General features: G+C 35.3%; 21 protein-coding genes and 1 pseudogene. 11 read left to right on the top strand and 11 right to left on the bottom strand.

Features of this window, described 5'->3' with window-relative positions; translation table 11 throughout:
- Positions 1-11 precede the first annotated feature (11 nt).
- The 4 genes from hutW to BTA34_RS07510 all read right to left on the bottom strand — a co-directional run bounded on the left by hutW (position 12) and on the right by BTA34_RS07510 (position 5,153).
- Complete coding sequence (hutW, locus tag BTA34_RS07525; protein WP_151435117.1) at positions 12-1,358, bottom strand: heme anaerobic degradation radical SAM methyltransferase ChuW/HutW; 1,347 nt, start codon at positions 1,356-1,358, stop codon at positions 12-14.
- A 13-nt stretch (positions 1,359-1,371) separates the two neighbouring features.
- The gene (locus BTA34_RS07520; protein WP_265576297.1) at positions 1,372-2,250 is read right to left on the bottom strand and encodes a heme/hemin ABC transporter substrate-binding protein; all 879 of its coding nucleotides are present in this window, start codon (positions 2,248-2,250) and stop codon (positions 1,372-1,374) included.
- A gap of 2 nt (positions 2,251-2,252) precedes the next feature.
- Positions 2,253-4,391, bottom strand: coding sequence for a TonB-dependent receptor plug domain-containing protein (locus tag BTA34_RS07515; RefSeq protein WP_151435115.1), 2,139 nt, complete (start codon positions 4,389-4,391; stop codon positions 2,253-2,255).
- A 279-nt stretch (positions 4,392-4,670) separates the two neighbouring features.
- Entirely contained in the window at positions 4,671-5,153 is a 483-nt protein-coding gene (locus BTA34_RS07510; RefSeq protein WP_151435114.1) for a MarR family winged helix-turn-helix transcriptional regulator, read from the bottom strand.
- A 99-nt stretch (positions 5,154-5,252) separates the two neighbouring features.
- Between BTA34_RS07510 and BTA34_RS07505 the strand changes: the two genes are divergently transcribed.
- The 4 genes from BTA34_RS07505 to BTA34_RS07490 all read left to right on the top strand — a co-directional run bounded on the left by BTA34_RS07505 (position 5,253) and on the right by BTA34_RS07490 (position 10,189).
- A complete protein-coding gene (locus tag BTA34_RS07505; protein WP_151435113.1) occupies positions 5,253-6,128 on the top strand; it encodes an EamA family transporter in 876 nt (291 codons plus the stop codon).
- Between the two features lie 69 nt (positions 6,129-6,197).
- Positions 6,198-6,653, top strand: a complete 456-nt coding sequence (locus tag BTA34_RS07500; protein ID WP_151435112.1) for a YaiI/YqxD family protein — start codon at positions 6,198-6,200, stop codon at positions 6,651-6,653.
- Between the two features lie 139 nt (positions 6,654-6,792).
- On the top strand, positions 6,793-8,193 hold the full coding sequence (locus BTA34_RS07495) for an amidohydrolase (protein WP_109374035.1): 1,401 nt from the start codon (positions 6,793-6,795) through the stop codon (positions 8,191-8,193).
- A gap of 352 nt (positions 8,194-8,545) precedes the next feature.
- Positions 8,546-10,189 (top strand): DUF4139 domain-containing protein, encoded by a 1,644-nt coding sequence (locus BTA34_RS07490; RefSeq protein WP_265576296.1) that lies wholly within the window; start codon positions 8,546-8,548, stop codon positions 10,187-10,189.
- A gap of 169 nt (positions 10,190-10,358) precedes the next feature.
- Here BTA34_RS07490 and yidZ read toward each other — a convergent pair.
- A pseudogene (yidZ, locus tag BTA34_RS07485) lies at positions 10,359-11,338 on the bottom strand (HTH-type transcriptional regulator YidZ).
- Positions 11,331-12,503, bottom strand: coding sequence for an MFS transporter (locus BTA34_RS07480; RefSeq protein WP_151435110.1), 1,173 nt, complete (start codon positions 12,501-12,503; stop codon positions 11,331-11,333). The pseudogene yidZ and the gene BTA34_RS07480 overlap by 8 nt, the downstream one beginning before the upstream one ends.
- A 282-nt stretch (positions 12,504-12,785) precedes the next feature.
- Between BTA34_RS07480 and BTA34_RS07475 the strand changes: the two genes are divergently transcribed.
- Positions 12,786-13,529, top strand: a complete 744-nt coding sequence (locus BTA34_RS07475) for a DUF4184 family protein (protein ID WP_151435109.1) — start codon at positions 12,786-12,788, stop codon at positions 13,527-13,529.
- Positions 13,530-13,659: 130 nt separating this feature from the next.
- Here the strand turns inward: BTA34_RS07475 and mnmH are convergent, their stop codons facing one another.
- Positions 13,660-14,748 carry a tRNA 2-selenouridine(34) synthase MnmH gene (gene mnmH, locus BTA34_RS07470; RefSeq protein WP_151435108.1) on the bottom strand — a complete coding sequence of 363 codons (1,089 nt, stop codon included), beginning with the start codon at positions 14,746-14,748 and terminating at the stop codon, positions 13,660-13,662.
- A gap of 315 nt (positions 14,749-15,063) precedes the next feature.
- Here mnmH and BTA34_RS18350 point away from each other — a divergent pair, with 315 nt between their 5' ends.
- From BTA34_RS18350 to BTA34_RS07450, 4 genes are read left to right on the top strand one after another with little or no spacing between them, the layout of a single operon-like run.
- Positions 15,064-15,300, top strand: a complete 237-nt coding sequence (locus BTA34_RS18350) for a YtcA family lipoprotein (protein ID WP_322618352.1) — start codon at positions 15,064-15,066, stop codon at positions 15,298-15,300.
- Positions 15,301-15,303: 3 nt separating this feature from the next.
- Positions 15,304-16,344 (top strand): multidrug transporter subunit MdtN, encoded by a 1,041-nt coding sequence (mdtN, locus tag BTA34_RS07460; RefSeq protein ID WP_151435106.1) that lies wholly within the window; start codon positions 15,304-15,306, stop codon positions 16,342-16,344.
- On the top strand, positions 16,334-18,187 hold the full coding sequence (locus BTA34_RS07455; protein ID WP_151435105.1) for an FUSC family protein: 1,854 nt from the start codon (positions 16,334-16,336) through the stop codon (positions 18,185-18,187). Before mdtN ends, BTA34_RS07455 begins: the two co-directional genes overlap by 11 nt.
- Positions 18,184-19,656: a TolC family protein gene (locus BTA34_RS07450; protein ID WP_151435104.1), complete on the top strand. Its 1,473-nt coding sequence runs from the start codon at positions 18,184-18,186 to the stop codon at positions 19,654-19,656. Before BTA34_RS07455 ends, BTA34_RS07450 begins: the two co-directional genes overlap by 4 nt.
- Before the next feature lie 81 nt (positions 19,657-19,737).
- Here the strand turns inward: BTA34_RS07450 and BTA34_RS07445 are convergent, their stop codons facing one another.
- Entirely contained in the window at positions 19,738-20,826 is a 1,089-nt protein-coding gene (locus BTA34_RS07445; protein WP_265576325.1) for a linear amide C-N hydrolase, read from the bottom strand.
- Positions 20,827-20,928: 102 nt separating this feature from the next.
- On the opposite strand from BTA34_RS07445, the gene BTA34_RS07440 reads away from it, so the two are divergent.
- Positions 20,929-21,342, top strand: a complete 414-nt coding sequence (locus BTA34_RS07440) for a DUF6122 family protein (protein WP_151435102.1) — start codon at positions 20,929-20,931, stop codon at positions 21,340-21,342.
- Positions 21,343-21,370: 28 nt separating this feature from the next.
- Here the strand turns inward: BTA34_RS07440 and BTA34_RS07435 are convergent, their stop codons facing one another.
- Entirely contained in the window at positions 21,371-21,802 is a 432-nt protein-coding gene (locus BTA34_RS07435) for a DMT family transporter (RefSeq protein ID WP_151435101.1), read from the bottom strand.
- 3 nt (positions 21,803-21,805) lie between these two features.
- Positions 21,806-22,261: a DMT family transporter gene (locus BTA34_RS07430; protein WP_151435100.1), complete on the bottom strand. Its 456-nt coding sequence runs from the start codon at positions 22,259-22,261 to the stop codon at positions 21,806-21,808.
- A 98-nt stretch (positions 22,262-22,359) separates the two neighbouring features.
- Between BTA34_RS07430 and BTA34_RS07425 the strand changes: the two genes are divergently transcribed.
- Complete coding sequence (locus BTA34_RS07425; protein ID WP_151435099.1) at positions 22,360-23,292, top strand: LysR family transcriptional regulator; 933 nt, start codon at positions 22,360-22,362, stop codon at positions 23,290-23,292.
- On the opposite strand, the gene BTA34_RS07420 is transcribed toward BTA34_RS07425, so the two are convergent.
- Positions 23,284-23,760: a hypothetical protein gene (locus BTA34_RS07420; RefSeq protein ID WP_151435098.1), complete on the bottom strand. Its 477-nt coding sequence runs from the start codon at positions 23,758-23,760 to the stop codon at positions 23,284-23,286. The genes BTA34_RS07425 and BTA34_RS07420 overlap by 9 nt on opposite strands.
- Between the last annotated feature and the right edge of the window lie 23 nt (positions 23,761-23,783).

Below are 23,783 nucleotides of genomic sequence, written 5' to 3'. Positions count from 1 at the left end.
GGGTAATAAAATTAACGGGGTGTATTTAATTGCAAAATTAATTGCTGTAAAGATGTCAGCAAATTGCTTGCCCAAAATCGACCTTCATTAGTGAGTTTCATACAAAGAAAATCGTCTTCAACAAGACCCGCTTGATACCATTGATTTAATAAAGGGGAGAGCTGAGTCGCTTGCGGGCTTAATTTGGCTAAATCAACACGCCCACACTCTATGCCGGCTTGTAGTTCATGACGCCAACGAAAACCACTATCAGTTGTACGACTCATCATCATTAAGGGCTTTTGGTTATCTGTAATTTTTTGATAATAGCTATCCAGTGATCGTTCTATCATCCAAGAATAACCATTAACTGAACCACCAGCCCCAGAGCCAAAAGCAAGGCAATCCGCACCTTGTTTAATTAATAAATTATAGAGATTGCGCTCACGAGTTGTTCTAGCCCAATGACTATTACTTATCTGATGCCAACCCACGTTTTCCATAAAATCACAGCCTTGAAGATAGAGCGCACGCCGTTCTATTGGTGTTGGTACAGTCACTCGCTGATTTTCCACCGCTTTGCCCAATGGTGTATTTGGCAATAAATTCAATGCATATAAATCGACACCATCTAAACCAATATCATGGGCAATAGTAAGATCCTCTTGCCAATTCACTGCATTTTGTCCCGGTAATCCAAATAACAGATCACACACCACAGCAGCTCTATCTCGTAAACAGAGTCCTTTCATAAATTTGGCGGCTTCTTCACCCGTTGATGTCCTTGCCATCCGTTTACGTATTTTGCTGTTAAAGGTTTGAATACCAATAGAAAAGCGGTTTGCACCTGCATCTAAACAAGCATCAATTCGATTATCATCAAAATTTAAAACGCGACCTTCAATCGTGATTTCACAATCTGGTGCTAAAGGAAGTGATTGGCGCAAATGAGAGATCACTCGATAGAGATCTTTTGCTGATAATGCAGAAGGGGTTCCACCACCAAAGTAAACGGCATGAATGGGCGCTGACTGATAAAGTAAGCTATCTGATTCAGCCGATATCTCACGCAATAATGCGTCGGTATAGCGCGTACAGGCTTCTTCATGGTAGTTATTTTGATAAAAACCACAAAACGTACAATGCGTTGCACAAAAAGGAATATGAATATACAACAAACGTTTACACGCAGGCGTTTTACTGTTTAACAGTGTTTGCCATGTAGATTGTTGATCTTCTTTCGCAATAGGTACAGAGCCTCGCCATGGCATCGTGGCATGTCTATCAAGAAAAGGGCTATCACCATCAAGTGCAAAATGAGGAGTAAGATCGATTTCTGCTGAAGATTGGGTGCTATGTGTTGCGACTAACTCTTTCATTATTAGATCATTCCTACTTATTAACATTAACAGGATCAGCGGGATAAAACTGTTGATGCAATAACTCCACCGCATCCACAATACGAGGTCCCATTCCCAAAATAAGGGATTGATCAATTTCAATAATGCGCTGGTTTTTCCATGCTTGAGTCATTGAGACACCAGGAACAGACGCTAATCCTTCAGAGGCTCTTATACCGCCAGTATGATTTTGTTGGCTTTGTGTGGTTATCACGATAACTTCTGGATTAGCTGCGATAATAGCTTCTGCGCTATAAATACGATAATTTTCGTGCGTGGCGATATTATCGCCACCCGCTAATGCCAAAATGGCATCTGCAACACTATTTTTTCCTGCAACTTGAGGAATTCCCCCTCCGGGCGAAAGAAAAAACAACACTTTTACTTTCTGTTTAATGTGATTATTTTTTTCAGCGATAACCGCTAAACGAGATTGTAATGTGTCAATTAATGCTTCAGCCTCAGTTTTCTTATCAAGAGAAGCCGCCAGTGTGCGAATATTTTTCAGCATTAAATCAAATGTTGCAGGTGTTCGTGGTAATGCAATGACATCAACATTATGTTGTGCTAATTGGCGCAACACCATTTTAGGTTCAGCATCATCCCAAGTGACAAAAGTAGAAGGGCGTAAAGACAGAATTCCTTCTGTACTTAGCTGCTTCCAATATCCGATATGGGGCAATGCTTGCGTTTGTTCAGGATAAGACGTTGTTTCATCAACACCGACAATCTTATCGCCAGCACCTATGGCATAAACGAGTTCTGTTATAGAGCCACCAGCAATAACCCAACGCTCACTATTATTGTTATTTTTTGCCATTAAGTTAAAAGGTAACAATAACAAACTAAGTGCGATTGCAATTTTTTTCATAATTAAAATGCCCATGTCAGACCAACTGCAGCATTAATACCTGCGGCAGGAATAGATTCATGAGCAGTTTGATAACGCTTATTCAAAATATTATTTAAATCAAAGTTAATACGGTATTGATCGTTATTACCAAATTCTGTACTCAGTGAAAGATTAACGGTTGTCCAACCTGCATAGTGCTGTTTATTTTCTGGGTTGCTATGATCTTTTGCTTTTGTTGCTGCTCTTAAATATAAGTCCGACATTAGATTCATATTATTGAGAAGTAATACATGTTTAGCACCAATACGAGAGGTTAATGTCGGTTCGCCGGTATCCCATGTTTTCAATGTAGAGCCAATAAATTGACGACGCATCACATTAGCAGAAACATAAGGAGTAATTAACCAACCTTGGTATTGAGCCATCACTTCCATACCATAAGTTTTGGCGCGATCGATATTATCGTAATAGAAATAATCTGCGCGACCCGTTTTACTATTTCCTTCGCAAATAGATTCTCCTGCACAGGCGAGTGATGTGATGTAATCTTTGGCTTCAGAATAATAAATCGCGCTATCGATATACCAATTATTGCCTTTATAACGCGCACCAAATTCCACGTTATTAGAATGTTCAGCATCAAGATTTGGATTACCGTAAGTCACCGCACCGCCAGCCGTCGTGTTCATAAATTGCTGAACAAGTGTTGGGAAAACATAACCTTGAGCAAATGCGAGACGTAATTCAGTATCTTTAAATCCAGAATAACGCAAATTAGATGACACAATAAAAGCGTTATCTCTTACAGGATCAGAACCTAATGTCTTATAGCTTGTTCCTGTTTTATTATGATGAATAGTTTCATCACCATCTTGTAATTCTGATTTCAACCAATATTGTCTGGCCCCCATTGTCCATGACCAATCATCTGTTATTTTCCAATCATTTTGGGCGAAAACAGAGATATTAGTTTGTTTACTGCGGTTATGTAACAGGGATTGTTTTTCATAATTTACCGCCGGTGGAAACCCTGTTGTGCTATTTGAAGAGGTTTGTCCAGCAGAGGTTTGTTTTACTTTATCTTGTTGATATTGAGAGCCTAAAATTAATTCATTATTTGCAGGTAAAGTAAAATTAGCCTGTATTGTCATGCCTTGTGTATTTTGCGTATCTTCAGATTGAGTTCTATTTTTTACGGTTAAATTACCAATCATCGGGCTACCCGTAGGCGTAACAACGCCTACGCGGTTTTCAAATTCTCGCTCTATACGTTGTGTATAGGCATCAATATGAAGTTTTTTGAAATAATCGGTATCTGCATCATAGTCATAAAATAAACCGACTTTTTCACGCTCTAGTTTAGGTACTTTAACGCTAAACTCTTGATATTTTCCTTCATCAGCATAATAAGATTGTGTTGATAAATTATAACGATCGAGCGAAAGCCCTAACTTATGTTTATCCACTTTATAGCCTAACCATGCACCTTGACCGTTATTTCTAAAATGCGTATTAGGTAAACGCCCATCAGGAGTATATCTATCCCCATGATCGGCATAACTTCCATTAAGGCGATATTCAAAATCACCGACAGTGCCTGAAATTAATGCAGATTCTCGCCATCCCATGGTTGCTGAGTCATAAACGACTTTAACATTTCCGCCAAAAGGCTTATCGCCACCTTTTTGAGTAATTAAATTTACGACACCGCCAATAGCTTGCGAGCCATAAAGCACCGAATAGGGACCTTTAACCACTTCAATACGCTCTAATGCAGATTCATCAATTAAAATACCAGCACCAAAGTTTTGACCACCACGTTGATAGGTCACTTCCTGCCCATCAACCAACAAGAGTACGCGTGATGAAGCCTCGCCACGAATACGAATTTGTTTACGACCAGCAAGGCTATTATCAGTGACTTCAACACCAGGAATATCACGCAATTGATCAGCAATAGAAGAAGAGGTTGATTGCGTTATTGTTTCTTTATCAATGACTTGAATGGTGGCTGGGCTGTTCCATAAAGAAGCTGCGTTACGTGTTGTTGTCACAACAAGTGTATCTTCTTTAGGTGAGGTATTATCAGCGATAGCATATTGAGAGAGTGAGAGTGTTAAAGCAGACAACACGAAGCAAGATTTAAATTGAATGCACATAGTCGCAAACCTTAATGAGATCAGTAATTATTATCATTCGCTTTATAATTTAAGTTTGGATATTCATCAACCTAAAAATGGTAAATAGAATACATCTTTGATTTAGATCAAGGTAAAAATGTGATTTCATGCACATTGGATGCTTAAATAAACAAAAATGGCACAAAAAGAAGGGTTTTTAAGCAAATAAAGAAAAGAGGATAAGTAAGAATATAGGGGGCTTATTCTTACGTATCCTCGTTATTAAGAGAGGTAAAATTAATAACAGAAAATAAAACGCTATTCTAACGAGTTAAGAAAAACTTTAAGTAATTGATTTAATGTTTGTTGCTCTTGTTGTGATAAACCAGAGACTAAACGTTTTTGATTTTCAGTGTGTGCTTCTATCACTTGATTGATTAATTCCAGACCTTGCGGTGTTAGCGAAACTAAAAAACCACGTCCATCTTCCGGATTAACTTTACGAATAACCCAACCCGCTTTTTCTAATTGATCAATACGATTTGTCATCGTGCCTGATGTAACCATCAGGGTTGATAGCATTTCACCTGGAGAAAGGGTGTAAGGCTCTCCTGAGCGCCGTAATGTAGCAAGAACATCAAAACTTGATGTGTTTAAGCCGAATTGGGAGAAAACTTTCTCCATTTCGCGGGAAAGATGCAAAGTAACATTCCCCAATCGTCCAATTAATCCCATCGGGCTAATATCAAGATCAGGGCGCTCGCGCTGCCATTGCTTAGTAATTTTATCGATTCTATCCATGCATTCATCATGTCAATTATTTATCTTGACGTCAAGGTATTATCAATTTATCTTGACCTCAAGATAAATTAGTTCAGTAACCACTAAACGAGTGATTTTATGAATCGATACACAACATTACTATTAACGGCATTGGCTCCCATTGTATGGGGGAGCACTTATATTGTGACAACGGAAATGTTGCCAGCTAATGTTCCCATGACATTAGCTGCATTGCGTGCATTACCAGCAGGAATTTTATTATTAATCATCATGAGACAACTGCCACAAGGTATATGGTGGCTACGTGTCATTATTTTAGGTATTTTAAATTTCTCACTGTTCTGGTGGTTATTATTTATTTCAGCCTATCGTTTACCCGGCGGTGTGGCTGCAACAGTAGGGGCAGTGCAGCCTTTAATTGTCTTATTTTTATCTCGTTGGTTATTACAAACGCGCCTATCATGGTTATCTATTTCAGCCGCATTAGGGGGTATTTTGGGTGTAGCAATACTCATTTTGACACCGAATGCAGCACTTGATCCTATCGGAATAATTGCAGGATTAGGAGGCGCACTTTCTATGGCTGCGGGTACTGTATTAAGTCGTCGTTGGCAACCGCCTGTTACACCTTTAACTTTTACAGCTTGGCAATTAACCGCTGGTGGTGCTGTATTATTACCTTTTGCCTTATTATTTGAACCCGCATTACCTTCATTAACAGGTATTAACCTTTTAGGCTTGGCTTATTTAGCCTTAATTGGTGGAGCATTAACCTATATTTTCTGGTTTAGGGGATTAGCATTATTAGGTCCAAGCTCTGTGGCATCATTAGGCTTTTTAAGCCCGCTAAGCGCGGTTATTTTAGGTTGGGCATTGCTAGGACAACAATTAACAAGTTTACAAATATTGGGGATGATCGTGATATTACTCAGTATATGGGCTAATCAACAGTCAGAAAAACGAGAAAGAGTAAAGCTTCAATCACTTAGTTAGTATTAATGTGTTATTTTAAACGCCATAAATACAGACCATTTAATACCGAATAATAAAGAGAGTGTTGTTATGCCTATATGGGTTGATGCTGATGCATGTCCAAAAGTAATCAAAGAAGTGTTATATCGTGCCGCAGATAGAGAAAAAGTGATTATTACTTTTGTTGCGAATCAACGATTAATTGTACCTGCATCACCTTTTTTACGCACATTACAGGTTTCTGCTGGATTTGATGTTACTGATAACGAAATTGTCCGCCGCACCAATAAAGATGACTTAGTTATTACCGCGGATATTCCATTAGCTGCCGAAGTCATAGAAAAGGGCGCAGTAGCGCTAAATCCAAGAGGTGAACGTTATACTGACGCAACGATCCGTGAGCGTTTAAATATACGTGATTTTATGGATACGATGAGAGCAAGCGGTATTCAAACTGGAGGACCCGCAAGTTTAAGTCAACGTGACCGCCAACTTTTTGCGAATGAATTAGATAAGTGGCTTTTACAACAGAAAAAGCGCGCTTAATTTAAATCAGTAAACAAATGCGATAATAACTTCAATTAATTATTTATTCGGTGATCTCGTTCACTTTCAATTGATATTAAAAGCCAATGAATTTATTTATAATCTTAGGGAAATTTTCCCATCAAGACGAGAGGTAATGATGTCATTTTCTAAATCTATGCTTGCTTTGGCTGTAATGGCGGTCTCCTTTTCTAGTTATGCGGCAAAACAGGCTGATTTGATGATAGTTGACGGTACTGTTCTAACTATGGATCAGCAAAATAAAATCATTGAACAGGGTACTGTTGTCGTAAAAGAAAATAAAATTATTGCCGTTGGTGGCCCGGAACTTTCTAAAGAATATCAAGCCAATAAAGTATTAGATGTTGATGGTGATATTGTGATGCCGGGTTTAATTAATACCCACACTCACGGTTCAATGACTGTATTTCGTTCATTGGCCGATGATGTGCCAGACAGACTTCACCGTTATATTTTTCCACTTGAAAGCAAAATGGTTTCTCGTGAAATGGTCAGAGTAGGTGCTGATCTTGCCAATATCGAAATGGTAAAAGGTGGCGTAACAACTTACGTTGATATGTATTATTTCGAAGATGAAGTAGCCAAAACGGTTGATAAAATGGGTAATCGTGCAGTATTAGGAGAATCTGTTATTAATTTCCCTGTTGCTGATGCAAAAACACCAGAAGAGGGTATCCAATACGCAGTAAACTTTATTAAAGAATATAAAGATCATCCTCGTATTATTCCCGCATTTGCACCACATGCTCCTTATACAAATACCACAGAAAATCTTCAGAAAATTGCTAAGTTATCAATAGAACTTGATGTTCCTGTTATGATCCATTTAGCGGAAACCGATCGTGAACAAGAAGAAATCGCTAAACGTACTGGCGGTAAAAGCCCCGTTCAATATATGGCAGATATCGGAGCGTTAAATAATAAAGTTATCGCGGCTCACGCAATTATGGTCGATGATAAAGATATTGATTTACTGAAAAAATATGATGTTGGTGTTGCCCATAATATCAGCGCAAATACTAAATCAGCGAAAGGTGTCGCACCAGTCGTTGCAATGCTAGAAAAAGGTGTTCGTGTAGGTTTAGGAACTGATGGTCCAATGTCAAGTAACACACTCACGACCATGAATGAGCTAAATCTTGTGGGTAAAATCCATAAATTAGAGAATAAAGATCGTGCTGCAATGCCACCATTAACTGTTGTAGAACTAGCAACAATGGGGTCAGCAAAAGTATTACATATGGAAGATAAACTGGGATCTTTAGAATCAGGCAAACTTGCTGATATTATCGTTGTCGATACTAAATCGCCTAACATGGTGCCAATGTATAGCCCTTATGCAGCATTAGTTTATGGTGCAAATGGAAGTAATGTTCGCCATACCATTGTTGATGGAAAAATCTTAATGGAAGATCGCCAATTATTAACAGTTGATGAAAAAGCCATTATTAAAGAAGCACAAGATTTCTCTGATAAAGTGCGTAAAACGGTTATCGACAGTGGTGAAGTTGTTAAATAAAAATCGATAACAATATTTTTATCTTAGGCAGTTTATTTTCAAACTGCCTTTTTTATTGTTTATTTGTGAAGTTTTTCTCTTATTCTTATCTAAACAAGACTAGATAAAGCTAATAAAAGCGAAATATCTCTCTATCATTAAGATAATCCTTATTATTTAAATATTCATTTAAATAAAAACACTAACATGCTGTTTTATCTATTCTTTTCACTTTCACACAATTAGATCTTTAAGTTTATTCTGTTATCTAATTTATTAGAGATGCAATACTATCTAAATATACTTGTACAACAGTGCATCTCTATTTTGCCGTTCTTACTAATACTGCTCATCAACTATGGATAGAATGAAAATGATGATTAAACCCAATAGACTAACGTTATCGCTTATTGCATTATCTATTATTAGTTCAACTAGTGCTTTTGCTAATGAGATCAATTCAGTAGATCCCACTAAACCACTTAATTATGAGATAAAACTCGACCAAGCAACTATTTTTCTACGGGGTGCCGAACTCGATAATAACGTCACTCTCAATTTACCGGCAGGGCAGAGTGAAGTTGTTTTATCCAATGTTGCAAACAATATTGACCCTAAAAGCTTGTCAATTAGCATTGATAATGACGATGTGATTATTAATACCATTAACGTTAAAAAAACGCCTATTGCCCCTAGTTATCCCTCTGCAATTGCAGTATTGATAGAAAAACAGAAAGATATTAATAAGAGAATTGAAGTATTAAATATCAATATTAATGTGGGCGATGAGCAAATTGCATTACTTAAAGATCAATCTTTCTTTGGTTATGGTGATACTCAAACATTAGAACAATCATCACAAAAATTTGATTTTATTAGCCAAAAAATGACCTCTATTCTTAATCAACAAAAAGCAGCTCGAGAAGAGATAGCTGAACTCACCGAGCAATTAGAAGAATTAACGCGCCAATTAGAAATTGATATGCCAATTATTACAAAAGAGAAAACGCAAATTGTTTTATCTTTAGGCACATCAAAAAACCTAACCAGTAAAATGCGTATTTCTTATATAACACCAGATGCTGGATGGTCACCCGCTTATGATATTCGAAGCCAAGGAATGGATAAGCCGATATTGCTCACCTACAAGGCAGACGTTATTCAAAATACAGGTCTAAATTGGGATAAAGTAAAACTGGTTTTAACATCCACTAATCCATCACTTAATATCACTGCGCCAACCTTATCACCTTGGTATTTGTCTCTTTATAATAACACTGCGAAATTCAGACAATCTAGTGATATGAAGATGGCAATGCCAGCTCCCGCATTAGAAGCAATGAGTGAAGCACCAAGAGAGCGATTAAGTAAAGGAGTGACTCGTTACGTAACCACCAATAATAACGGGATTAATTTAAGCCATGCTATCGCGCTACCTTACAGCTTAAAAAATAGCACAGAACCTAATACATTAGTGATTAATCAAAAAGAAGTTGTTGCCGATTATCGCTATTTAACGACGCCAAAATTAGTTGAAGAAGTCTATTTACAAGCTGAAGTAAAAGATTGGGAAAACTTGAATTTACTCGATGGCCGCGCGAATATCTACTATATGAATAGCTTTGTGGGTAATAGTTATATTAATACTAACGAATTAACAGAATTACTTAGCATTCCGTTTGGGGTAGATAAAAATATTCAAATTAGCCGCATTAACAATGAGAAGATAAGAAAAGAACCTATTTTTATTGGCACTACAATTGAACAAAAAGAAAGTTATACCATTAAAGTAAGAAACACTTACAGTTCTCCTGTAAAAGTAACTATTTACGATCAACTACCACTTAGTCAAGAAAACAATATCAATGTAACAGATGCCGTTTATAAAGATGGCGTACTTGATAAAGATACTGGTGAAATTAAGTGGGATATCACATTAGGTGCAAAAGAGGAAAAATCATTACCTCTAAATTACACTCTTTCTTATCCTAAAAATAGACAAGTTATGGGGTTATAATTTTTCTCATCTAAATTTAAAAGTAAAATAGAAGAAGGTGCATTTGCACCTTTTTCTATTTTCAAGAAGAACTAGTTTTATATTTTTTATCATATTTATTGACTATAATTTTTAGTAAACACAAAAGAAACTAAATAGCTAAATAGCTAAATAAATAGTAGTAAAACTTTTAATGGGTATTTTTCTGCATAAACTGATTAACACTCTTTTTGATAGTTTCTCTTAACCACAGCACTTTAGAGTTATACGCATGACGCTTATGCCATAGTAAAATAAATGAAATATCAAGTTGTTTAGAAACACTGTCTGGCAATGGGATAGGCAATGTGACTAAATTAGGTAAAGCTTGAGAGATATAATGGGCGCAATATCCAGGCAAGCAAGTAATAAGTTCATGATTTGGTTGAGAGATTGTAAATAAAGTTTGCTCAAATGACGTGTAAGTTATCGCAATATTACGTAAACGGCCATGCTCTGCCAATATATCATCTAGCGCCCAATGCGCACGTTTATCATATTCTGTTGAAATATGAGAATAGCGCAAAAATGTCTCTAAATTCCAAGGCTCTTGGAATAAAGGATGACCTTTTCGCACATAAACCAATGGGGTATCACTAAAAAGCTCCTCACAATCGATGACTTCAGGTAATAAATGTAACGCCTCTTTAGAGCCTGAGTAATATTCACGACCTAAAAAAGCAATATCAGCATCACCATCAATAATGCTTGATAGCGAGTTATATTCCCAATTTCGTATTTGCACCATTGATTGAGGATAATAATTCAATATTTCCAGAGGAAATCGATTTAATAGCACCTGATGTAAAGGAGATTCTAATATTAAACTGAAATGAACGCCTTTAGGCGTTTCACTATTTTGCTTGCCCGCAATATGGTTACCAATATTAATAAAATCAGAAAGCGATTCTTCAATACTTAGTGTTAAAGGTGTAGGAATTAATCCTTGAGGGCTACGAACGAAAAGGGGATCATCAAACCAAACCAAACCCGTAATTTAGCCAATGCTTTACTGACTGCTGAAGGCGAAATAGACAACCATTTTGCAGTTAATGTCACACTGCGCTCTTGTAAAAGAATTTGCAGAATAACTAATAAATTCAAGTCTATTCGATGTAATGGCTTATGCATCACAATTTACCTTTTGTTGTTGTCCTGAAGAACGAAAGAGATGCAAAAAGGTAAAACCAATAAGGCAACTAACAGATAATATAACCATCAGCATATTAATTGCAGATATTCCCAACCATCCCATAGTCCAGATATAGAGAGAGGCAAAACTCAATTGCGAAATCCCTAAAATCGAACTGGCAAGCCCCGCACGCTGACTAAACGGAGAGAGCGCTTGGCTCATAATAATACCAAATAACAGTGCAAACCCCGCACCACATAATGAAAATGAAGCAAAGAACCAACGAGGATCACTATTTTTTCCAATAAAAAGAAAAATAACGGCACCTAAAAAGCTCGATAAGCCAGTATACAAAATAGTTTCATAACGAAATTTTGTTAATATTTTAGGCATCATAAACGAAGTTGCCATACTGACCATTGAAAGCAATGTAATTACTGTTGAATACTGCCCAGTGGTGTAATGCATTTGCTGCATAATTACGATTGGAGAGATATTAACATAAGTCAGGATCACGCTCATTCCTAAGCACGAAATAAGTAAGCGACTTAAAAAGAAACTATTTAAGAAAGATTCGCCAGTAATTTTGTTACTTTTGCTTTTAGCACATTGCTTTGGTTTAGTTTCTTTTATTCCAAAGAAACAATAAATAAAGATTAATAGCCCATAGATTGCCATGGCATAAAACATCACTGGCCATTTAAACTTTAACAAGATCAGAAAACCTAAAACAGGCGCTAATACTGGAATAATACAAGTAATGCCATTTATCATAGAAAGAACTTTAGCGCGTTGTTTTTCCGCTAATGTATCTCGCAATATCGCAAAGGTAACAACATAACAAAACCCAGCACCAATTCCCTGAAAAAAACGTGCGATCAAAAAGTTATTTTCCGTTATCGAAATTCCCGCATAAAATGATGCCAATAAGAAAATAACTGTACCGAGCAATATAACAGGCTTACGCCCTAAATTATCACTACACCATCCTGCAACTAACATGGCTGAAACCATGCCCATTAAATAAATTGAAAAAGCTTGATGTAATGTCGCTTCTGATGCCCCTAAATCACTGGCTATTGCCGTTAAACCGGTTAAATGTAAATCCACACCAAGAGGATAAATAAGTACTAAACAAAAGCTAAAAAGGATATATTTTGTCATCCAGCCACCTCAATTATTCTGATGAAGAGGCATTCTAGTCGTCAAAGAAACTGATACCTAATGACAAAAAAGCAATCTCTAATTTCCATTTTGGAAATAATATATTTATTCCATTATCAAAAATGGTCATGCCATCACAAGGAGGATATATCTCATTTATATTAACCACCATGAATGATTTTAATCTTAATAATCGTTGTGATATCAGATAAAGTTTAGCTAATCTACTGATATACTCGTACTAATTTTAGTTATTCATCTTCATATTATAGAGATATTCCTATGCCGTGGACTTTTTCCCATCCTTCCATTGTTTTCCCCATAAAACAGTCCCGTATAGGAAGAAACCTTAGTTTACCTGCACTTATTGTAGGAAGCACTTCACCTGATTTACTCTATTCTTTTGGTTTATATCAATCAGCCACAACGGCACATGATTTATTAGGCTGGTTTTATACTGCATTTCCTTTTTGTTTACTGGTCTTTGCGCTAAATTATTTATTGCGAGAGCCATTGAAATACGTATCACCCATTCCTTTATATGAGCCGATAAAACCCAATATTCGAGCATTTAGTCTATTTGTTTTATCCCTGTATATTGGCGCAGTAACACATATTGTGTGGGATTCTTTTACTCACGAAACAGGAACCGCCGTCAGATTTTTTTCTGTACTACAAGCACAATTATTACAAGGAATGACAGATAGCCAAGAGATTGCTATTTATAAATTATTACAACATTTAGGCTCTGTATTAGGGCTTCTTTATTTATGTTGGAAATACATTCAATATCAGCGCAAACAAGACTACCTAACACAAAAAGAGAACCGTACTAAGTTATATCGCTTAATTGGAATTGGTTTTCTGTCTGGATTATGTGCTTTGCCTTTAGCTTTACAACTCTCAAATAAAGGGCAGGGAATTAACATTAATCGGTTTATTTTCCTTGAGCTTTCTTTAGCAGTTCCTTTTTTCTTTGGTTTAATGATTATCTTAGGAATAGGGTTATATCGTACTAAGAAATAAGTAATACCGCTGGTTATTGCTAAAAAAAGCCCCGTAATATAATTTTTACGGGGCTTTTCTTTGGTGTTTTTTGGGTGTTTTTTGGGTATTTGCTTTGGTATATACATTTAATACCAGAAATCTTAGCTATCTACTTATTGTTAAACCACTGCATGACTTCTTCATAACTTCCTTGGTAAATAATTTTATCTTCCTTTTTGCTTAATTGGTAACGATACATAGGATCGTAATACTCTTTAAGTAAAGGTGTTAACCAAGAAAAATGCGCCTCTGTGCTAGACTCTTTTTTCTGTATTTCTAGGGCATTATCTAGCAACTGAGTTAATTCTGTTGCTCTTTGAGAGCCTAATCGGCGGCGGATAGCAAATAAACCATGATGCAAATAATCACTGTAAGCTTGCCAGCCTTTTTCTTCGCCATATGCTTCCAAATAATCATGTGTCATGCGATCAAAATATTCTGCCTTCAAACGTTCTATGCGACGCTCTAAGGGATCATCAACAACAACTATTGATGCCTCAGCCATTTTTGCTCGTAAACATTCAGGCAATCCATTAGCACCAATAGCGCGACCTTCATCCTCAAGTACCCATCGTGTATATTTAGATGCTTTCTTCAACATTTCAATACCAAGATGATTTTCAAAGGTAGCTTGAGGAAATTGATCTTCTATAGTACGACCAAAAGATGAACCTCGATGGTGTGCAATACCTTCAAGATCAATACCTTCAGGTAACGAACGCACTAAAGTCGTTTTTCCATTGCCGGTACATCCACCAATTAAAATAATAGGTCGTTGAACCAATTCATTGGTCATTTCAATAACAGCCTGTCTTAGCGCCTTATATCCGCCTTCAATTAATGGATAATCTACACCTATTTCTTTAAGCCATTGCTGAACTATATGAGAACGCATTCCTCCTCGAGCGCAGCAAATATAACCATTAGGAAATTGCTCACAAGCTTCACGCCAAGCTGCAATACGGTTATCACGAATTTCACCACTCACCAATTGATGCCCTAAAGCAACCGCTTTTTGTGAACCTTGCTGTTTATAACAAGTCCCCACAGCAGCACGCTCTTCATCATTCATTAAAGGCAAATTGATAGCATGAGGGATCGCGCCTTGATTAAATTCAATAGGCGCACGCACATCAATAATCGATGTGTTATTAGCAAGAATATGTCGAATGTTTTGAGCAGAAAACGCTGATTCCATAATAAAAATTGTTATATCTAGTCTGACTGAAAGATTGACTACTATACTCTTAAAATCATGTAACGCCCATAATTACAACCATATTTGAAAATGGAGTCCTGCTTTCAATAAAAAATTTAAGATAATGCTATGGATTGATAGATAAAAAACATCTAACATCTATTTGATGGATTGTATTAGATTAATTCATTGATTAAATACTATAAATAAAAACACTATCTTGTTGAAAACGAACCATAAAATTTATCGTAAAATGACGAGTGTATTACCTTGGATAGAATAAAAAAATATTATCGTATTACTAGCTTGAGCATAATGATATTGCTGTTATCAGGTTGTTCTCGAGGCCATTCTCCTTTTATTAGTATGTTAGGCTCCTATTTCCCGTATTGGATGTTATGTACATTTATCGGCTTATTAGGAGCTTTTGTCATACGTGTGTTACTTATCTATTGGGGTATTGATGATAAATTGCCACTTCCTTTAATCTTTTATTTTGCAATATTGTTATCAATTTCTTTAACTATCTCTTTATTTTATTTTTCTTACTAAATTATGGATAAAAAAAGCAAAAAAAAGCTGGCGCTTATAATCACGGTGAGTGTTTTTGTGATTACACTCATCTTATTGTGGAAAAATATTCAATTATCAGCGTTAAACCCACTCAGTGAAGATGCAATAATTGACGCTAACAAAATTAACATATCATCAACTGTGCCAGGTCGAATTAGTGCTATTTACGTCAAAGAAAATAGCAAGGTTAATAAAGGGGATTTACTCTTTACTATCGATCCCACTATGTACGCATTAAGAGTTCAACAAGCAAAAGAACAACTCATGATTGCTGAAGCAACATTAAGTAACAAACAACGTATTATTATTGCAGAAACATCAAATTCAGAGGTTGCAGAAGCACAAATAAAACGTGCTCAAGTCAATTTGTTATTAGCGACTCAATCACTCAATAGATTAGAGCCATTATTAGCAAAAGGATTTGTGACCGCACAACAAGTTGATGATGCCAGAACATTAAAACATGATGCAGAAGTCACATTAAAACAGGCACAAAAACAAAATGTCGCCTCAGAAGCTTTAATTAATAATACAGATTCAGAAGTAGCATTAGTGAAATCGTTAAAAACCTCATTGGCAATGGCTGAATGGGAATTAAGTAATACTGAAGTAAAAGCGCCAAGCAATGGTTACGTTGCTGGATTAGTGCTATCACCTGGTGAATTTATTATTTCTGGACAGTCTGTATTTACCTTAATTGATACTGATACTTGGTATGCTTCAGCTTATTTTAAAGAGACCGATTTAAATAATATAAAAATAGGCAACTGTGTCGTTATTTATTCAATGATTGATAATAATCACCCTATTAAAGGCAAAGTAGAAGGTATTAGCCGAGGGATCATGTCAACTGATCTTATTAATATCCCAAGAGACTTGCCCTATGTACCTAAATCATTAAATTGGGTTAGAGTTCAACAACGGTTTCCTGTTAAAGTCACTATCACCAATCCACCAGAAGATCTTATGCGGGTTGGCGCTACAGCAACTGTCAATATAATAGCTAACGACGATGATTGTTAAACCCTCTCTAATAGTGAAACAAGTCAAAAAAGACTTGTTACCCTTTGATTTTCGTTTAGCAACTACTTGGCGCATTGCATTGCTTTGTGCCTTAATGGCTGCTATTGCGATGATTTATGAAATTCCCGAATCCGCAATAAGTTGCTATTTAATTATCTATTTAATCAAAGCTGATGCTGTACAAAATATATTATTATCTGTTGGCGTAATTATTTTATGTTCTATTGTTGTGTGTATTATCTTTGTTCTTTTTAATCTCACGATACAAAACATTATTTTACGATTCTTTTTTATGGCTTTGTTTTCAGCTGTTTTTATGTATTTAGCATCGGCCAGTAGCCTTGGTGACATTGGTAATTTAGTCGCTTTAGTTATCGCCTTTTTAATGACTTTAATTGATGATATCCCTGTAGGAGATGTTGCAACAAGAGCGTTACTTTATGCATTACTGATGGCAGTATCTCCAATGTTATTGGTTATTTTATTTAATTTCTTTGTTGGCATTAGCCCAAGAAAATTACTGTTAAACAGAATTGCCACACGCTTTTCTACTGCAAGTGATTTCTTTTTAGGAAGAAAAGAAAGTCAACTCGAAATTAGTGAATTACTGAGTACACAAACAGAATGTAAACGTTATTTAATGTTTATTAAAATATTTTATTTACGGGGAAGAGAAGATATTCAATGGTTAGAGAATATTATTGATAACTCTTATAAAATATTAATTATGTCATTAACTTTTGATAAAGACACACCAACTTCTATACGTTTTCTTCTTTCTAAAAGATGTTTAGAAATGGCCGATTGTTTTACACATCATCAAATAGATAAAATAAAAGATAAACAACAATCTCAATATACAATAAACAAACTTCATTTATTAAATACTTTTGATAATATTTTATCTAATAAAAGAGAAACTAAACCGGTACAGAAAAAAACACCTTTTTTTGTTAGTGATGCATTTACAAATCCTAATCATAAGTACTTCGCTTTAAAAACTACTATAGCCGCTATTCTATGTTATATTTTTTATGATTATTTTAAATGGCAGGGTATTCATACTGCAATGATCACTTGTTATGTTGTAGCATTAACATCTGTTGGTGAAACAGTTCATAAATTAACATTACGGATCACCGGATGCCTAATTGGGGCGCTAATTGGCATGATTTCACTGCTCTATATTATCCCTAACTTATCTGATGTTTTTGAATTGATGGTGCTGATCTTTTTCTGCTTATTACCTGCAGCTTGGGTTGCTGTTGGTAATGAACGTATCTCTTATGCTGGTGTACAAGTCGGTTTAGCATTTTTATTAACAACATTACATGGATTTAAACCTAGTTTTGATATGGATGTGGTCTCTGATCGTATTTTAGGCATTTTGTTAGGTAATATTGTGATGTACATTATTTTCACAAAAGTATGGCCTTCAAGTATTGTTAATACGATATATAAGCAATTTACTACTCTTTTAGATAACTATACAGACTTAAGATATTCACCCAATAAAGATGACATGCTTGATTTAGTTTCATCTGTTAATGAAACAATTACACAATCTAAAGATAATGTAGACTTACTCATTTTTGAGAAAGAAAATAGAGAGAGAAACAAGGATTTAATGTTATTTTTTAAAGAGTCGTTAAATAAAATTTCTTATATTAGTTATCATAATTATGCTCATAGGTTTATTTTTGAAGACGATCTCACTCATTTAAATATTAGCGAAGAATCAAAAAATGAGTTTAAGAAAACCATTCTTAATAAAGAAATGAAAATGCTACCCACAGATGAAAGAGAGCTGGTGTTTAAAAATTTAATAAGAGAGAATTCATGATGATAAAAGTAGTTATTAATAATAAAAAAAATATTCTGTCATCTCTATTAAGCCTATTACTTGTTGGTTGCGTTGACACAAGCAGTTCATTTAAGCAGTATTCTCAAAATCCTATCGCTTATGATAATACTCAATATCTTTCCTCACCTGCTGAGCAATACTTATCGCTCCCTCAAGAACGAATGGTTAAATCTCACTATGCTTTAGCTGATCTGATAGATTTAGGGCAACAAAATAACCCAGACACACGTATTGCATGGGAATTAGCAAAAAAATCTGCCACAGATATCGGTATGATAGAAAGCACATATTTGCCAATTATCACAGCAACAGCACTCGCAGGATATCAACATGGTAAAATTGATTTACCTAAAAATCCTATTGTTGATGATATAAAAACATCTAGTAGCGCTTTTATTCCAGCACTCACATTTAGATGGCTTATTTTTGATTTTGGTAAACGAGGAGCATTAGTCGATGCTGCCAAACATACTTCATTAGCAATAAATCTTAATTTTAATCTGATGCATCAGAAAATTATTCATGATGTTTCGGTTGCCTATTTTAGCTATGGTGCAGCACAAAAAAAGGTGAATATTACTCAAAAAGCCCTTCAAAGAAGTAAAGATATTTTATATGCCGTTGAGCAAAAACGAGTGAAGGGATTAGCGACCGTATTGGATGTGGCATTAGCAAAACAACAAGTTGCACAAATTGAATTACAAAACGTGTTAGCTAAAGGTCATGAAAAAGATCAATATCAAATCTTATTGTCTGCTATTGGCGTTTCACCTTTTGAAAAAATAACCATTAATTATGCCGATGATAATTTTCTTCCTGATGATATTTCACCACTAACTCATGATGTGATAAAAAAAGCACTTGCACAACGTCCTGATGTTTTAGCGCAGTATGAATTACAACAAGCCGCAATTAAGGCTGCTAATTCTGTCGAATCTGACTATTTCCCTAAAGTATATCTTGCTGGTGCTCTTGCAGGAGGAACTGGTAGCTTTGATGTTCAGGGACTTCCTGATATTAGCCAAAGAACGTCATCTTCTAATATCTTGATTGGAGTCAGTATTCCATTATATGAAGGCGGAATACGTCAATCTAGAATGGCAAATGCACAATCAGAAATTAGGCTAGCTCAAGAAAATTTACGCAAAAGCCAAGATCTTGCAATAAAAGAGATTTCAATTAGCGAAAATACTCTCAAGTCGGCACTTGAGGCAAATAAAGCGTCTAAAAATTTAGTCGAGACAACACAATTAACATATACCGCCAGTGTAGAATTTTACCGTAACGGATTGGGAACCGTAACCGAAATTAATACCGCAGAGATTGCATTATTAAATGCACAAATGTCTCAGATTGATGCCTATACAGGATCACAGATTGCAGCCGTTGATTTAGCATTTGCATTAGGCGAAATAGATAGGGCATTGCCTAATTCAGCATCACATTAAAAATATTTCTTTTATATATTGTTATTTTAGTAGAGGCGGCGTTAATAATAAGTCGCCAGCCTCTAACGTAACGATGAAAGATTATTTATTCAAGTTAATCTGTTCAAAAACAGGTTTATTCATATCTTTAAACTGTGAAAGAGAATATTCGGTATAGTTGAAATCGTTATAGCCTCTTATTTTCATTACACCATTTGTTAAATCAGATAACGTTGTCCAAACAGTGTATTCCGTTTGCGGTTGATTATTGGTGCTTTGACTTTCTCCCATGATATCAACCGTGATATTTTTTGTTCTATCAAAGCGATTCATAATGTGTGCAAGGGTATTCATCGCTTCAGGTGTCGATTTGGCTGTTGGTGCGTAGGTTGAAAAATAAACCGCGCGAATAAAACGACCGACAGACGTATCTGATGAAGGTAATTGAGATGTTGCAATGCCGCTATCAGGCTGTACCACATTGATATTAGCCAATTTACCTGAAGATTTATCAATATTAGTTAATTGACTATAATTATTAAGGTTAGTTAAATGCCAAGGAAAGTCTGGACCATTTGTCATTACACGGGTTGGATTTTGATAAACGTGTAATTTACCGTTTGTGGCTTCAACGACAATACTGCCACCTTTTTTATCATAGAAGGCATAGTGAAAAGGTGATTTTAGATTGCCAAAGTTTTTTAACACGGGGGCCCAAAAATAACCTGACTCAACCGCTTTTTGTACTTCTTCAACTGTTGAAAAATTAGCTAAAGCCCATTCACCTATCGAAGTGACGGGAATAGCTTTATCATAATCCTTTTTATCAAGCGGTGATAATTCAGCTTCTGTTATCATATTGGCGCTAAATGACAAACCTGCACTATTTAAACCTTGTAATAAGTTATGATCATCGCCGTCAAAAAAGATATCTGTTGTAACGGCTAATATGTCATATTTATTGCTATAACTTAGGCTATTTTCACCATTAGGAGCTTTTTTTGTGAATTGTGTATTTTTAGGATAAAAAGTAACCCATGAAGGTAAATCTTCCGTCAGTTCAAGTGTTCTACCTTGGTAAACGTTATTATTTTTATCAAGTATAGCCAAACTAGAGCAGGCTTCACTCGCTACCGAAACAACAAGTAATGAGGATAATAAACCAACCAATATTTTATTACGTTTCATTATAAATTCCTTAATTAAAAAACTACTTTAAAGTTAGTTCAAATAAAGGATATGACAACTATTTGGCAATTAAATAACAAATATTTTTAGAACATTGGGGATCTTGTGATACTTGAAATTGTTAGAACACTTTTACATTACAGTTTACACTTTTTAGCACCTATTTTATTAGGCTATCTTTTCTGGCGTAAGAATTGGAAGATAGCCTCATTGCTTATGATAGGAACAATGGCTATTGATATTGACCATTTGTTAGCAACACCTATTTTTGATCCCAACCGTTGTAGCGTAGGTTTTCACCCATTACATACTGGTTGGGCTGCCTTAGCTTACTTAGGCATAGGATTTTTACCATCATGGAAATTTAAAGCCATTGCGGTAGGGTGTTTATTTCATTTATTTACCGACTCGGTTGACTGCTATTTAGGTGGATTAAAACCAAATTTAGCAATCACGATGAGTTGTGATAAAAATCACTTTATATCTAATTTAAATAACAACTTTATTATCCAAGAATAGAAATAAATTTAATTTTCCCTTTAATTTTTTATTTGGATTGCTTAGTAAATTTAATTAACACACCACCGATAATCAGCAAAACACCTATTATTTGCAATAGTAGGTTATTGCTTCCAACACCACTAAATATATCAATAACCAGACTTGAGATCATTTGCCCACAAATAGCTAAAACAGACGTTAACATCACACCCAATAGCGGTAATACGTAGCTATTAATGACAACAAAGAACGCACCAATAATACCACCAGCGAAGGCAATTAAAGGGATCGTTGAGAGTTCAATAGAGTGGTAATCTTTTATCCATAAAACGAAAATAGTTAAAAATATAAAGCCAACTAAGTGATTGATTAAAGAGCTATAAAAAGCATTGCTATTTTGTGCTAGTTTACCATTTAAAGTACGGCTTGTTACAATACAAACACCATTAAATAATGCAATTAAAATAAAAACACTCATTAGTTATCTACCTATAATTAATAATGCACTACCAGAAATAAGTAAAAAGCACATAAATAAATCACGTAAGGTAATTTTTCTTTTTTCAACCCCAAACCATCCCATTGCATCAACAATAACGCTAAAAAGAATTTGTCCTGTAATCATTAAAATAATGCTACCAGAAAGCGACAATGCACTATTTACTGTAATTGCAGCTAATAACACCGTAAATGCTCCAGGGATACCACCTAAATACCATAGGATTTTTATTTTATTATTGTTTTTTTTGCTCTGTTGATTCTTTCTTAAATATAAAATATATATAATTAAAGAGAAAATAGCCCCTATACCGTGTGTTATCCATGATGCGGTTAATGGCGTTGTAAAACTGGCCAAGTAGCTATTACTCATAATCATTAATGAAAGTAAAACACCAGAAAAAATTGCAATAAGAGAGAGAATATACTTGTTATTCATAATATTAAGTCTATATAAATCATTTTTTGTGTGGATTTAAAATATTCCTTTTCGAGAATACTGGCAAGAAAACACACTGTTTACTCTAGGTTGACAATATGAATGATATGAATGTCTTTCCCATCCTGATTGCTGTAGCTGAACACTTAAGTATTACCAAAGCTGCCAAAACATTAAATATGACAAAATCGGCAGTCAGTAAGGCTATCCAAGGTATAGAAGAGAAGTTAGGTGTACGCTTATTTCATCGAACGACAAGAAGTGTCAGTTTAACTGAAGAGGGAATTGTTTATATTGGTTATATTCGAGAGTCTTATAATTTAGCTGTAATGGCAGAAGAGGCTGTTTCACAATTTAGCGATAAAGCAAAAGGTAGCATTAAAATTTCGGCTCCTATGTCATTTGGTACGTTACATATTGCTAAGATAATGCCTTTATTTATGCAGAAATACCCCGAGCTGGATGTACAACTTTTATTTGATGACAAAGTAACGGATTTAGTCGCAGAAGGATACGATCTTGCAATTAGAATTGGTGAATTACCCGATTCATCATTAATAGCACGTCAATTATCACCTTGTTATAGCCAGCTTTACGCCTCTTCAGAATATCTTGATAAATATGGTGAACCCATGCAAGTTTCTGAGCTAAAAAATCACAATTGCTTATCGTATTCATTATATCAAGCTGGCATGGAGTGGATTTTTTATCAAAAAGGTAAAAAATATAGCCATATTCCTAAAGGTAGCTATCGTGTTAATAACAGCGAGGCATTATTACAAGCTGTTTTACAAGGGATAGGTATCGCCTTACTTCCACATTTTATTACTCACACAGACTTATCAAACACAAATAAAAAGCTTATTCCTATTTTGACATCCTTTGATTTACCTGAGCACTTTATTTATGCAGTTTATCCTGACAAGAAAAACCTTCCTCGCAAGATAACGCTATTTGTTGATTTCTTAAAAGAACAATTCGGTGCAAATAGCGACTACCAACGCAACATCGAAAGAAAATCATCACAATAAACGGTTATCATCGCCGAAAAAGTCATCGGCTAGCCACTGTGCTACGGTTTTAGTATTAATTTGATTTGCTTGTAGCTTTTCAATCGCAAAATATTCCGGGAATGAGGCATCAGATCCTTCATACTCTTTTTCGAGTTGTTCTACTTTGGCGAGCGCATTTTCATAGTTATCAAAAATGGCTTCAATATCACGATAGAGCTGCCCAAAACCTTCACTAAACCGTGAAACAGGGTAATAAAAATCGGAAAGGGGGATATCACAGCTAAAACTGTTTAATTTCACATCTTCGATTTCTATCCATCGCTCTTTTTCAGTGAGCACTTTAACTTGATTGCCTTCGCTTTGATTATCTTTAATAAATGTCGCTTTTGCTTTTTGAGCTGCATCTTCATTATCAAAAGCCCCTAAAATAAAATTAGGTCCTTCGTAACCCGAAATTCCAACTATACACAAGTAAATTGTATTCATATTTTTTTACTCTTTCCCGAGAC

This window comes from Proteus sp. CD3 (assembly GCF_008808075.1).
GTDB classification, from domain to species: Bacteria; Pseudomonadota; Gammaproteobacteria; order Enterobacterales; family Enterobacteriaceae; genus Proteus; species Proteus appendicitidis.
Note: the sequence above shows the minus strand (reverse complement) of the source record. Positions and strands in the feature narration are given on the sequence as shown.